9 protein-coding genes and 1 pseudogene are annotated in these 12,976 nt (G+C 74.6%); 6 read left to right on the plus strand and 4 right to left on the minus strand.

Features of this window, described 5'->3' with window-relative positions:
- Positions 1 to 948 precede the first annotated feature (948 nt).
- Both ACZ7LB_RS04830 and ACZ7LB_RS04835 read left to right on the plus strand, forming a co-directional pair.
- Positions 949 to 2,247 carry a M18 family aminopeptidase gene (locus tag ACZ7LB_RS04830; RefSeq protein ID WP_471465397.1) on the plus strand — a complete coding sequence of 433 codons (1,299 nt, stop codon included), beginning with the start codon at positions 949 to 951 and terminating at the stop codon, positions 2,245 to 2,247.
- Positions 2,248 to 2,369: 122 nt separating this feature from the next.
- Positions 2,370 to 2,621, plus strand: a complete 252-nt coding sequence (locus ACZ7LB_RS04835) for a DUF6458 family protein (protein WP_471465398.1) — start codon at positions 2,370 to 2,372, stop codon at positions 2,619 to 2,621.
- Positions 2,622 to 2,675: 54 nt separating this feature from the next.
- Here ACZ7LB_RS04835 and ACZ7LB_RS04840 read toward each other — a convergent pair whose 3' ends face one another.
- On the minus strand, positions 2,676 to 4,520 hold the full coding sequence (locus ACZ7LB_RS04840; RefSeq protein WP_471465399.1) for an NHL domain-containing thioredoxin family protein: 1,845 nt from the start codon (positions 4,518 to 4,520) through the stop codon (positions 2,676 to 2,678).
- 912 nt (positions 4,521 to 5,432) lie between these two features.
- Between ACZ7LB_RS04840 and ACZ7LB_RS04845 the strand changes: the two are divergent.
- Positions 5,433 to 6,145: pseudogene (locus tag ACZ7LB_RS04845) on the plus strand (XRE family transcriptional regulator).
- Between the two features lie 656 nt (positions 6,146 to 6,801).
- On the plus strand, positions 6,802 to 7,302 hold the full coding sequence (locus tag ACZ7LB_RS04850; RefSeq protein WP_471465400.1) for an LURP-one-related/scramblase family protein: 501 nt from the start codon (positions 6,802 to 6,804) through the stop codon (positions 7,300 to 7,302).
- A 391-nt stretch (positions 7,303 to 7,693) separates the two neighbouring features.
- Here ACZ7LB_RS04850 and ACZ7LB_RS04855 read toward each other — a convergent pair whose 3' ends face one another.
- Positions 7,694 to 8,488 carry a carbon-nitrogen family hydrolase gene (locus ACZ7LB_RS04855; protein ID WP_471465401.1) on the minus strand — a complete coding sequence of 265 codons (795 nt, stop codon included), beginning with the start codon at positions 8,486 to 8,488 and terminating at the stop codon, positions 7,694 to 7,696.
- Positions 8,489 to 8,704: 216 nt separating this feature from the next.
- On the opposite strand from ACZ7LB_RS04855, the gene ACZ7LB_RS04860 reads away from it, so the two are divergent.
- A complete protein-coding gene (locus ACZ7LB_RS04860) occupies positions 8,705 to 9,529 on the plus strand; it encodes a maleylpyruvate isomerase family mycothiol-dependent enzyme (RefSeq protein WP_471465402.1) in 825 nt (274 codons plus the stop codon).
- Positions 9,530 to 9,790: 261 nt separating this feature from the next.
- On the opposite strand, the gene ACZ7LB_RS04865 is transcribed toward ACZ7LB_RS04860, so the two are convergent.
- The gene (locus ACZ7LB_RS04865) at positions 9,791 to 11,110 is read right to left on the minus strand and encodes an MFS transporter (protein WP_471465403.1); all 1,320 of its coding nucleotides are present in this window, start codon (positions 11,108 to 11,110) and stop codon (positions 9,791 to 9,793) included.
- Positions 11,107 to 11,757, minus strand: coding sequence for a GntR family transcriptional regulator (locus ACZ7LB_RS04870; RefSeq protein ID WP_471465404.1), 651 nt, complete (start codon positions 11,755 to 11,757; stop codon positions 11,107 to 11,109). The genes ACZ7LB_RS04865 and ACZ7LB_RS04870 overlap by 4 nt, the downstream gene beginning before the upstream one ends.
- A 200-nt stretch (positions 11,758 to 11,957) precedes the next feature.
- Between ACZ7LB_RS04870 and ACZ7LB_RS04875 the strand changes: the two genes are divergently transcribed.
- The gene (locus tag ACZ7LB_RS04875; protein WP_471465405.1) at positions 11,958 to 12,860 is read left to right on the plus strand and encodes a D-alanyl-D-alanine carboxypeptidase family protein; all 903 of its coding nucleotides are present in this window, start codon (positions 11,958 to 11,960) and stop codon (positions 12,858 to 12,860) included.
- The last annotated feature ends 116 nt before the right edge of the window (positions 12,861 to 12,976 follow it).

Here is a 12,976-nt window from a genome sequence, read left to right on the forward strand (position 1 = left end):
CCGCCGCCTCCCCGGGGAAGCCGCCGGGGCACCACGCGGCGGCCACCCGCCGGGTCGCGCCGGGGCCTGACGGGAGGCTTCCGGCCGGGAACGGTTCCGCTCCGGGACGGCTCCCCGTCGGGGCGGTTCCGGAGCCCTCCGGGACGGCTTCCCACCAGGGGACGCCGGAGCCCGCCCGGGGCGCCCTCCCGCCGGGGCTCTCCCGGCCGCTCCCGCCGGCGTCCGTTCCCGGGCGGCCCGCTCCGGAGCGGGCCGGCCGCCCATGGTTCTCCCCCTACCGGGGCGGCTCCCCCTGCCGGGTGGGCCTCCCCCGCGGGCGGGCATGCCCCCGCCCCGCCGGGCCTGTCCCGAGGCCCGGCTCCGGTGCCCGTTCCGGCTCCTGCCCCCCGGGGGCCGGAACGGGCGGCCGGTCCCCGTGCCCGGCCGGGAGACCGCACCGGGTGCGCCGCCGGTCCCCGCCGGGCGGGCACGGTGCCGAGGCGAACCCGCCCGTTCCTCCGACGTGCCCCGGCCCCGGTGCCGCGGGGCGTCCGCACCCGGCGGGCCCCGAGAGCCCGAGCCCCTTCCGCACGGCCGGCGCGGGCCCCGGACCACCGCCCCCCGACCCAGGACCCCCGGGGCGGACCGGCCCCGGTACGGCTCCTGGCCAGGCCCGGTCCGCCTCGGCTCCGGTCCGCCCCCGGCGCGCCCCCGGCACGCCCCCGGCACGCCCCCGACCTGGGCCGGGGCCTGCGCCGGGTGGCTCCGCAGCCGTCCCGACAGGACCGGAGGTCCGGGTCCCAGTGGCCGGAAGGATGGATTCCACTGTCCGGAATCCCTCCCTCCATTGCCCTTCCGTACCAACTCCCCTGCCCTCGCGGCCGGTCCGCACTGCCCCTCCGTACCCCCGCCCGGACCCGCTTCCGGCAGACGGGGGACGGGCGCTCATCCGTCGTTAAGGTGAACCCCATGAGCGAACCCCCCCGCTTCGACCGCGGCCACACGGACGACCTGATGACCTTCCTGGGTGCGAGCCCCACGCCGTACCACGCGGTGGCCCACACCGCCGGTCGGCTGGAGAAGGCCGGCTTCCGGCAGGTCGCGGAGACGGACGCCTGGGAGGGGACCGCCGGCGGCAAGTACGTGCTGCGCGGCGGCGCGATCGTGGCCTGGTACGTCCCGGAGGGCGCCGCGCCGCACACCCCCTTCCGCGTCATCGGCGCCCACACGGACTCCCCCAACCTCCGGGTGAAGCCGCGCCCCGACACCGGCGCGCACGGCTGGCGCCAGATCGCCGTGGAGATCTACGGCGGGCCGCTGATGAACTCCTGGCTCGACCGCGACCTGGGCCTGGCCGGACGGCTGTCGCTGCGCGACGGCTCCACCCGCCTGGTCAACGTCGACCGCCCGCTGCTGCGAGTCCCCCAGCTCGCCATCCACCTGGACCGCTCGGTCTCCGCCGACGGCCTCAAGCTGGACAAGCAGCGCCACCTCCAGCCCGTCTGGGGTCTCGGCGACACCGTCCGCGACGGCGACCTCATCGCCTTCCTGGAGGAGGAGGCCGGTCTCGCTCCCGGCGAGGTCACCGGCTGGGACCTGATGACCCACTCCGTGGAGCCCCCGGCGTACCTGGGGCGCGACCGGGAGCTGGTGGCCGGCCCCCGCATGGACAACCTGCTCTCCGTGCACGCCGGGGCCGCCGCCCTGGCCGCCGTCGCCGCCTCCGGCGCCGAGCTGCCGTACATCCCGGTCCTGGCCGCCTTCGACCACGAGGAGAACGGCTCCCAGTCGGACACCGGCGCCGACGGTCCCCTGCTCGGCGGGGTGCTGGAGCGCTCGGTGTTCGCCCGCGGCGGCGCCTACGAGGACCGGGCCCGCGCCTTCGCCGGCACCGTCTGCCTCTCCTCCGACACCGGCCACGCCGTCCACCCCAACTACGCCGAGCGGCACGACCCGACGCACCACCCCCGGGTCAACGGCGGCCCCATCCTCAAGGTCAACGTCAACAACCGCTACGCCACCGACGGTTCCGGCCGCGCGGTCTTCGCCGCCGCCTGCGAGAAGGCGGCCGTCCCCTTCCAGACCTTCGTCTCCAACAACTCCATGCCCTGCGGCACCACGATCGGCCCCATCACCGCCGCCCGGCACGGCATCCGCACCGTCGACATCGGGGTGGCCATCCTCTCCATGCACAGCGCGCGGGAGCTGTGCGGCGCCGACGACCCGCACCTGCTCGCCAACGCGCTCACGGCCTTCCTGACGGGCTGACGCCCCGTCCGCCGACGGCCGGAACACCCGTTCCCCGCATGGGTGTTCCGGCCCGGGGTACCCGATCGCCACCGGATCGACCGGAGAACCGGGCAGACCGGACCTACAGGGAGGCGACACTCATGGGCCTCGGCGGATGCATCATCCTCATCGCCGTGGGAGCCATCCTCGCGTTCGCGACCGACTGGGACATGCAGGGGGTCAACCTCGACCTCGTCGGCGTGATCTTCATGGTCGTCGGCCTGATCGGCGTCGCGACGTTCAGCAGCATCGCGCGCCGCCGCCGCGTCATCGTGCCGCCGGCGACCCCGGTCGTCGAGGAACGGCCCCACCATCACACCCGCGACGGCTACCACGACGGCTACGGCGTCTGAGCGGCGCCGCGCCCCGGCGCGGCGCACCCGGGACCGGCGGCGCCGCCGCGCCCGTCAGGCGTCCAGCCCCGCCAGGACCAGCGGCAGCCGGTCCACGCCGCCCCCGGTGAGCCGGACCGGGACACCCCAGTCCTGCTGGTGCACATGGCAGGCCGGGTACGGGTTCTCCGGGTCGTCGTCGCAGGAGGCCGCCATCGCGGAGACGTGCAGCACCCCCTCCGGGACGGACGGGTCGAGGTCGAGGACCCGGGACAGCCCGGTGCCCGCGCCCTCGCCGCCGCGCAGCAGACCGGGCGGGGTGGAGGACACCAGCAGCCGGGTCGAGGGCCCGTAGCGGGTGTCGAGCTTCTGCCCGGCGGGCGCCTCGAAGACCACGTCCAGCCGCAGCGGGCCCGGCGCCACCTCGGTGGGCTCGCGCCGGGTGCGGTGGGCGACGGCCTCCACCCGCACCGCCTCCTCCGGCAGCCTGAGCCGGGTCAGCCGGTGCCGGGCCGACTCCACGACCACGATGTCGTCACCGGCCAGCACCGCGCCGCTGGGCTCGCGCAGATCCGTGGCCAGCGTGGTCACCTCGCCGGTCGCCGGGTCGTAGCGGCGCAGCGCGTGGTTGTAGGTGTCGCTGACGGCGACCGAGCCGTCCGGCAGCGCGGTGACGCCCAGCGGATGCTGGAACAGGGCCTGCCCGGCGGCGCCGTCCCGGTGCCCGAAGTCGAACAGGCCGGTGCCGACGGCGGTGCGCACGGTGCCGTCCGGCTCCACCCAGCGCAGGGCGGAGGTCTCGGAGTCGGCGACCCAGAGCCGCTCGGGCGTGGCCGCGAGTCCGGACGGCTGGGCGAACCATGCCTCGGCGCCGGGGCCGTCGACGAGCCCCTCGTTGGTGGTGCCCGCGGTGACGGCGACGGTGCCCCCGGCGGGGTCGTACGCCCAGAGCTGGTGGACGCCGGCCATGGCGATCCAGACCCGGCCGCGCCACCACGCGACGTCCCACGGCGAGGACAGGCTGACCTCGCGGGCCGGGCCCGAGGAGGGCTCGCCCTGCATCCACTGGCGGCCGGTCCCGGCCAGAGTGGTGACCTCGCCGGTGGCCGGGTCGAGGCGGCGCAGCGCGTGGTTCACGGTGTCGGCGACGACCACCGAGCCGTCCTCCAGGAGGGCGAGGCCCTGCGGCTCGCTGAAGGAGGCGGTGGCGGCCGTGCCGTCCGCGAGGCCGCGCTCCCCGCTGCCGATCCGGCGCACCACGCTCTCGCCGTCCTCCGCCAGCTCCACCACCTGGTGCCGGGTGGTGTCGCTGACCAGGAAGTTCCCGGACGGCAGCGGCAGCGCCCGGCCGGGGAAGCGCAGGGTGGTCGGCTGCGGCTCCGGCGCCACGTACGGGCCGTCGCCGCGCCGCAGCGTGCCCTTGGCCGCGTGCTCCTCCTCCAGCTCGGCCACCAGCCGCTCGATGGCGTGCGCGTGGCCCTCGCCCGCGTGCTGGGCGACGACGTAGCCCTCGGGGTCGATCACGACGAGCGTCGGCCAGGCCCGCACCGCGTACTGCTTCCAGGTGGCCAGCTCGGGATCGTCCAGGACGGGGTGCTCCACGCCGTACCGCTCGACGGCGTCGACGACGGCCCGGTGCTCGGCCTCGTGCGCGAACTTCGGCGAGTGCACGCCGACGATCACGACGGTGTCCCGGTGCCTCTCCTCCAGCTCGCGCAGCTCGTCGAGGACGTGCAGGCAGTTCACACAGCAGAACGTCCAAAAATCCAAGATCAGTGTGCGGCCTCGGAAGTCGGCGAGCTTCAGGTCCTTCCCGCCGGTGTTGAGCCAGCCGCCCCTGCCGATCAGCTCGGGGGCACGGACACGGGCGCGCTTGCGGGGTGCGGGCGCGGGGGTGGGCGCCGGGACAGCATCGTTCATGTTTCAAGCTTGCCATTGACCCATGAACACCGGGTCACGGCCGTACGACGCCGTTGTCCTGCGCAGCCGTGAGATCCGCTCCACCGCGGAGACCTCCGGGAAATCCCGGAGGGGTGGCTGTCTCGGGCTGTCTCGGGCTCTCGTCGATTCGGACCGGTACCCTGGCCCCGGCCTCCTTGAACGCCCCGGACGAACAGGGTGCCCGTGCCCCCGCTCCCCGGGGGCGGGCGAGCACGGACGCCGACACGTCCACGAAGCCGCCTTGCTCGAGGATCAGCGCCCACACATCGGGTTCGTGGTCCCACCGCCTGACGACAGCGGGGTCTTCTCCGGGCCCGCGCGGGATGCGGGATGTATGACGCCCGGCAGCCGTGGGACGCTTCAACCGGGGGCCGCCGGGAGAGGGCGAACACGCCACCCGGCTTGAGGTCCGCGTGAACGACCGGCGGCAGTGGGCCGGGGCCGGTGAACCAGGCGGCGCCGAACACGCTGTAGCCCGCGTCGAAGATCGTGAACATGTCTCCGAGGCAGGCCGGGGCGTCGGCCCGGTGGAGTTCCATCCCGTCCGCGCCCGGCCACCGCTCGCGTGCCGTGTCGGGCTGCTCGGCGGGGAGGCCGACCCCGACCGGCCTCATGCCGAGCGCTGCGAGATGAGCGGCGTTCCCTCCGGGCCCGCACCCGAGGCCGAGTGCGCTGTCTCCCGGGTTGAGCCGGAGCACACCGGCCCCGGGGCCGTGGTCCGGGTACTGGGTCCGGTTGAACCACGTGGTCTCGCCCTTGGCGTTGGTCGACCGCCGCTGGGGCCTGCTCCCCCGAGTACGCGTCCCATGCGGCGCTGTGGTCGTCAGTCACTGCCTGTCCGTCCTCGCTCACGGCGACAGCCGCCCGGCGGGGTACCGGGCGGCTGACGCTCTGGTGCGCCCGTCGCTCCGCCCGCGCCGGGCGGGTGCGGAATCGGGGGAGCCCAACGGGGCCTCCAAGCGGCTGGTGCAGCGCTGGGAGTCCGGCACGAGCAGGACGCCTCGGGGCGTGTACGCCAGGGCCTTGGAACGGGTCACCGGCCGTCCGGTCGAGGCACTGGGGTTCACCCTGCCGGTGCCGACGGCACGAGTCCACGCGGACGGGAAGGGAGCACATGACATGGAGACCGTCGCAACCGGTGTCTCATCCGCCACCGCAGGTGTGCAGCCCGCCCCGCAGACGGGCGAGGAGACATCTTGGGGGGTGTGGCTCAGCCGCTACGAGTCTTCTCTCCGAGCCGGGGCGACTCGTACGAGGGCAAGCACCACGTAGTGATCGTCCAGCACGGGAACCGGCTGACCGTCCAGAGCCTGCCCGGGGCGAGTGGCAACCCCGACAGCCCGCTCACACTGGACCTGACCGTCGACCGCGACGTGGTCACCGGTACGTGGGTCGAGCAGACCGCCGCAGACGGCCACTACGACGGGGCCCGCCATCACGGGGCCATCCGGCTCCTGGTCGAGCCGACCGGACGGCGCATGGCAGGAAGGTGGGTCGGCTTCGGCAAGGACTTCGACGTGAACACCGGCCCCTGGGAACTGCGGCTGGTGGACCGGTCCATGAGCAAGGCGGCGCTGGAGAGGTACAACCAGCCGCCGGAGTGACATCCCGACGGGCACCTGATGGCGCGAAGGCCCCACGCCCACCGTCCCGGCCAGGGGTGACGAGCACGGGGGCTCATGGTGTTCCACCGCCCGCCGGGCGGCTCCGTGGGCCTTGACGGGCGTCTCCACACGGGCCGGGACACCGGAGCATCCCCGCCCCATGCGGTGGCTGGAGCGCTGGTGGAGGTGCCGGCCCTGCTCATCCGGGCCCCGCGGAGCCCACCCCGCGCCATCCCGGTGAGCAGCGGCTTCCTGCTCGCGGCCGTGCCGCTTCCCCGCCAGGGGAACGTGCGCGCTTCGGGCCGGCGGAGGATGAATCCGCGTTCCCCGACCGTGATGCCCCCCTCACCGGTGCTCACGGTCTCCGGCGTCTCCGGGTCCCGGCAGGGAGAGACCCGGCTCATGCACCTACGCGCAAGTACAGGTCAGCGGTGGCGTGTTGGCGAGGTCCCGCACGACGATCCGTCACCGCGGCGCCGCGAGGTCCAGGTCCCTGCCACCGGTGTTGATCCATCAGCCGCCGCCGGTCGGCCCGGGGGCGCGGACGCGTGCACGTGAAGCCGTGCCCACGTCCCACGCCCTCGGTGCCCGGCGCGCGCTTCCCCGTGCTCCCCGCCCGGTGGTACGGGCCGGGCCGCGCGGGGAAGCCGTCCGGCATGAGATTTCTCGTGTACGACCGGCTGCTCGGCATCGGCGACGACCACTGGATCGAGGACACCGACGGCAACAAGGTGTACCTCGTCGACGGCAAGGCCCTGCGGCTGCGGAACACCTGGGAACTGAAGGACGCCCGCGGGCGCGTCCTCATCGACATCCACCGGAAGATGTTCGCGGTGCGCGACACGATGGTGATCGAGCGGGACGGGGGGCCGCTGGCCGTCATCCGGCGCAAGCGGCTGTCGCTGCTGCGCAACCACTTCCGGGTGGAGCTGGCCGACGGCACCGAGCTGGACGTCAGCGGGAAGATCCTCGACCGGGAGTTCGCCGTCGAGTACGACGGCGAACTGCTGGCCGTCGTCTCGCGGCGCCTGCTGACCCTGCGCGACACCTACGGCGTGGACGTGGTCCGGGACGACGCGGACCCGGCGCTGCTGATCGCGCTGGCGGTCTGCGTGATCCAGCTCGCGGAACGCGAACGGGAGAAGGGGGACGACTGAGAACCGGGAACGGCCCGGGGGCCGGGAACGGCCCGGGCGCCGGGAACAGTCAGGGCGCCGGGAACAGTCAGGGCCGGGGTCTCTCGGCCCCCGGTCCCTCCCCCGCTCCGGTTTCCGGGGACGCTCCCGGGAGGCGAGCCCTGCCCGGGGCCGTCCGCCGCCGGTCTCCGGCGCCGTGCCGCCCGGCGCCGGGCGCGTCCGACCGGCACTCCCGGGCGCGCTCGCGCCGGGCCTCGGAGGCCCGGCCCCGGGGACCTGTCCGCGCACGGCTCCGGGGGCGCATCCACCCGGCCGGGCCCCCCGTGGGGACGCCCAGCGGGGCCATCCGGCCCGAGGCCCGAGGCCCGGGGCCCGAGGCCCGCGCCCCGCACACCCGCACCCGGGCCCCGTGTCAGCGGCGCGGCGGGTCCACGCCCAGGACGCGGTCCTTCAGGGCCGGGAACCGCTCCCGGGTCTCCGCGACCCGCTCCGGCTCCAGCTCCACCGTGAGGACCTCCTCGCCCGCCCCGGCCTCCGCCAGCACCTCGCCCCACGGGTCCACCACGATCGAGTGACCCGACTGCGGAACTCCGGCGTGCGTGCCGGACGTTGCACACGCGAGGACGAACGCCTGGTTCTCCACCGCCCGCGCGCGGGCCAGCAGCGTCCAGTGGGAGCGGCGGCGCTCCGGCCAGCCCGCCGGGACGACGAGCGTCTCGGCACCGGCGGTGACCAGGCCGCGGAAGAGTTCGGGGAAGCGGAGGTCGTAACAGGTCGCCAGGCCCAGCGTGGTCCACGGCAGAGGCGCCGTCACCAGCGTGTCGCCCGCGCCCATCAGCGCGGCCTCGCCCTTGTCGAAGCCGAAGCGGTGGATCTTGCGGTAGGAGGCGGTCAGGTCGCCGGAGGGGGAGAAGAGGAGCGAGGTGTTGAAGAGGGTGCCGTCCGCGGCCCGCTCCGGGATGGAGCCCGCGTGCAGCCAGACGCCCGCGGCCCGCGCCGCCTCCGCCATCGCCCCGTGCGTGGGGCCCGCCAGCGGCTCGGCCCCGGTGTCGAACGCGTCGAAGGCGAAGGCGCCGGTGGTCCACAGTTCGGGCAGGACGACGAGGTCGTCGCCCGCCCTGGCGCGTACCAGCGCCGCCGCCCGCGCTCGGCGGTCCGCGACCGATTCGTCGTCGTTCACGGCGATCTGGATCAGAGAGGCGCGCACACTACCACCGTCCTGGCATTCGAGCCGTCCACTCGGGCCTACGATCGTCACACGAAAGCACTGCCCGGGTGCCGCACATCAGCGTAACTTGGGGGTCCCACCCGGATCGAACGCAGTCGAGAGCCGGGGGAGCTCCCCGCCGCCGACCGCGGCCGCCTCCCGCCGGCACCGCCGCCGAAACCTGCCCGTGTACCGAACGCCGAGGGGTCCCGCTCCGTGAGTCTGCATCCCACCCTCCAGCCCTATGCCGACGCCTGGACACATTCCATCGAGGCGATATCCGAGCTGGTCCAGCCGCTTGTGGCAGCAGATTGGAACCGACGCACTCCCTGCCCGGGATGGTCGGTGCGGGACGTCGTCTCGCACGTGATGGGCCTGGACTCCGAGATGCTCGGCGACCCGCGCCCCATCCACACCCTCCCGCGCGACCTGTTCCACGTCACCAACGAGCAGCAGCGGTACATGGAGATGCAGGTCGACGTGCGCCGCCACCACACGGCGCCGGAGATCACCTCCGAGCTGGAGTACATGATCATCCGGCGCAACCGCCAGCTCCGCAACGAGTCGCGGGACCCGGGCGCCAAGGTGCGCGGGCCGCACGGCCCCGAGCTGCCGCTGGAGGAGTCCATGCGGCGGCACGCCTTCGCGGTGTGGGTGCACGAGCAGGACCTGCGGACCGCCCTCGGCCGGCCCGGCGGCCTGGACTCCCCGGGCGCCCTGATCACCCGCGACGTGCTGCTCGCGGAGCTGCCGGCCGTCGTGGCCGACCGCGCGGACGCGCCGCGCAGCTCGGCGGTGGTCTTCGACGTGAACGGACCGCTGGAGTTCCTGCGCACCATCCGCGTCGACATCCAGGGGCGCGGCACCCTGGAGACCTCGCCCGCGCTCGGCCCGGCCGCCACCCTCACCCTCGACTGGGAGACGTACGTGCGCCTGGCCTGCGGCCGGGTCACCCCGGAGGCGGTCGCGGACCGCGTCAAGGCCGAGGGCGACCCGGAGCTGACCGAGGCCATCCTGCGCCACTTCACGGTGACCACCTGATCCCGGGCCATCGCCCCTCCCCGGCCGCCGCAGCGCACGGCCGGGGAGGCCCCGGGAGGCGCCCGCCACCGCCGCACCCGGCGGCACGGCCCCGGACAGGCCACGGGCACCGGCCACGGCGCGGCCCGGACGGCCCGCCGGACGGCGTGGCCCGGCACACGGCAGCGGGACCGCCCGCCGCCGCACCCCGCAGACCGCACCCGCGCCGCCCGCACACCGCGCCGTCGCCCGCACACCGCACCGCGCCCCGCCGCCGCGTGGCTACACCGCCGCCGCGACCGCCGCCGCCCGCGCCGCGACCAGCCGTTCCCGCTCCCGCCGGGCCGCTCCCCGCCGCAGCCGCAGGATCCGGGTCACCCCCAGGGCCTGGAGCACGAAGACCGACGAGAAGGCGACGCGGTAGTCGTCACCGGTCGCGTCCAGCAGCACGCCGACCGCGAACAGCGTCACCATCGAGGCGATGAAACCGCCCATGTTGGTGATCCCGGAAGCCGTCCCCTGACGCTCCGGCGGATTGGCCGGCCGGGCGAAGTCGAAGCCGATCATCGAGGCCGGCCCGCACGCCCCCAGCACCACGCACAGCGCGACCAGCAGCCCCGCCGGTGCCCGGCCCCCGGGCCAGGCCAGCGTCACCGCCCACAGCACCGCCGTCACCCCCACCGTGCCCAGGACCAGCGGCAGCCGCGCCCCGTGGCGCCGGGCCACGGCCTGCCCGTAGACCAGACCGAACGCCATGTGGGACAGCACGATCAGGGTGAGCAGCTCGCCCGCGGCGGCCCGGGACAGCCCCTGCGCCTCCACCAGGAACGGCATCCCCCACAGCAGCAGGAACACCGTCGCCGGGAACTGGGTGGTGAAGTGCGTCCACAGCCCCAGCCGGGTGCCCGGCTCCCGCCAGGCGTCGCCGATCTGCGCCCGCACGGAGGGGCCGCCCCGGCGCGGCACCGGCGCCGGTTCGCAGCCCTCCGGGTGGTCCCGCAGGAACAGCACCAGCAGCACCAGGACGACGACCCCGGCGAGCGCGCTGCCCGCGAAGGCCGCCGTCCAGCCGACGCCGTGCAGCATCCGGGAGAGCACCAGGGTGGAGACCAGGTTGCCCGCCATGCCCGCCAGCCCGGCGAGCTGGGCGACCAGCGGCCCGCGCCGGGCCGGGAACCAGCGGGTGCCCAGGCGCAGCACGCTGATGAACGTCATCGCGTCGCCGCACCCGAGCAGCGCCCGCGCGGCCAGCGCCGTCCCGTACGACGGCGCGAGCGCGAAGCCGAGCTGCCCGGCGGTGAACAGCACCGCGCCGATGCCCAGCACCCGCTTGGTGCCGAGCCGGTCGACGAGCAGGCCCACGGGTATCTGCATGCCCGCGTAGACCAGGAGCTGGAGGATGGAGAAGACGGAGAGCGCCGAGGCACCCACGTGGAAGCGGTCGGCGGCGTCGAGCCCGGCCACGCCGAGCGAGGTGCGGAAGATGACGGCGACGAAGTAGACGGCGACGCCGATGCCCCACACCGCGACCGCGCGCCCGCCGCCGGGCGGCCCGCCCCGCGGGAGCGCGGGGGCGGGGGCGGGGAGCCCGGCGGCGCTCACCGGACCTCGCCCCGCGCCAGGTGGGAGAACCAGCCCACGTGCCGGCCGACGGCGGCGACGGCCGCGTCCGCGTCACCGGCGCGCAGCGCGTCCAGGATCTCGCCGTGCTCCGCGAGCGTCTTGGCCACCCGGTCCGGGTGGGAGTGCAGCACGGCGACGCCCATCCGCAGCTGCCGGTCGCGGAGCTGGTCGTAGAGGCGGGCCAGGATCTCGTTGCCGCCGCTGCGGACGATCTCGGCGTGGAAGCAGCGGTCGGTGACGGCGGCGGCGGCCAGGTCCCCGGCGGCGGCCTGCTCCCGCTGCCGCTCCAGCAGCTCCGCCAGCCGCTCCAGCAGCTCCGGCGCGGCCGGTACGGCCTTGCGGGCCGCGTGCGCCTCGACCAGCAGCCGGGTCTCCACCACGTCCGCGATCTCCTGCGCGGAGACCGGCAGGACCAGGGCGCCCTTCTTGGGGTAGAGCCGCAGCAGCCCCTCCGCCTCCAGCCGCAGCAGCGCCTCGCGCACCGGGGTGCGCGAGACCCCGACGGCCCCGGCCAGCTCGCCCTCGGTGAGCAGCGTGCCGCCCTCGTAACGGCGGTCGAGGACACCGCGCTTGACGTACTGGTAGACGCGGTCGGCGGCGGGGGGCTGTTTCACGGCCGGAATCATGGCGACAGGATAGATACAACAGGGATGCGAGCGGTTCGGCCGTCCGGCATGCGGACGGCCACCCTCTGAGGGGAAACCGGCCCCCCGCGCTCCCCCCGTCCCTCCATCCGTGCTATTCACATGACGCACAGACGCGACGTACCGAACGACCACAACTCGACCGCGTCCCAGAGGATTTCACTACAATCGGGGTACCTCACTTGATAAACGGCATTCAGGGCAACCGCTTCCGCCGCTCCGCCGCCGTCGTCGTCACCACCGGCGCCGTGCTCGCCACCGGGGCCCTCTCCGCGGCTCCCGCGCAGGCCGCCGCCGCGCCGTCGATCGCCGCCAAGGGCGGCTTCGTGATGAACGACGCGAACGGCAAGGGCCTGTACAGCAAGGCCGCCGACACGCGGCGCTCGACGGGCTCCACCACGAAGATCATGACCGCCAAGGTCGTCCTGGCACAGAAGAACCTGAACCTGGACGCCAAGGTCACGATCCAGATGGCCTACAGCGACTACATCGTCAAGAACAACGCCTCGTCCGCCCGCCTCATCGTCGGCGACAAGGTGACGGTCCGCCAGCTCCTCTACGGCCTGATGCTGCCCTCCGGCTGCGACGCCGCGTACGCCCTGGCGGACAAGTTCGGCACCGGCAGCACGCGGGCGGCCCGGGTGAAGTCCTTCATCGGCAAGATGAACACCACCGCCAAGAGCCTCGGCATGAAGAACACCAACTTCGACTCGTTCGACGGCATCGGCAGCGGCAAGAACTACTCGACGCCGCGCGACCTGACCAAGCTGGCCGGCAGCGCGATGAAGAACTCCACGTTCCGCACGATCGTCAAGACCAAGAAGTACACGGCCAAGACGATCACCAAGACCGGCGGCACCCGCACCATGGCGCCCTGGACCAACACCAACACGCTGCTCGGCAGCTACAGCGGCGCGATCGGCGTGAAGACCGGTTCGGGTCCGGAGGCCGGCTACTGCCTGGTCTTCGCGGCCACCCGCAAGGGCAGGACCGTGATCGGCACCGTGCTGGCCTCGACCTCGTCGGCCCAGCGCGCCAAGGACGCCGCCAAGCTCATGGACTACGGCTTCGCCCAGCTCGGCTGACGCCCCACCGCACCACCGAGGGCCCGCCGCCACCGCGCGACGGGCCCTTTCCGCCGCCCGCGGCCCCGCGCGGACCCTCCCGGCGCCCGTGCCCGCACCCGTATCCGCGCCCGCGC

This window comes from Streptomyces sp. NPDC107521 (genome assembly GCF_055598485.1).

Excerpts from the sequence above, each read along its gene's own strand:
- ACZ7LB_RS04835 (WP_471465398.1), top strand. The coding sequence starts at position 2,370 with ATGGGCCTCGGCGGATGCATCATCCTCATCGCCGTGGGAGCCATCCTC.
- ACZ7LB_RS04870 (WP_471465404.1), bottom strand. The coding sequence starts at position 11,757 with ATGATTCCGGCCGTGAAACAGCCCCCCGCCGCCGACCGCGTCTACCAG.
- ACZ7LB_RS04840 (WP_471465399.1), bottom strand. The coding sequence starts at position 4,520 with ATGAACGATGCTGTCCCGGCGCCCACCCCCGCGCCCGCACCCCGCAAG.
- ACZ7LB_RS04850 (WP_471465400.1), top strand. The coding sequence starts at position 6,802 with ATGAGATTTCTCGTGTACGACCGGCTGCTCGGCATCGGCGACGACCAC.
- ACZ7LB_RS04830 (WP_471465397.1), top strand. The coding sequence starts at position 949 with ATGAGCGAACCCCCCCGCTTCGACCGCGGCCACACGGACGACCTGATG.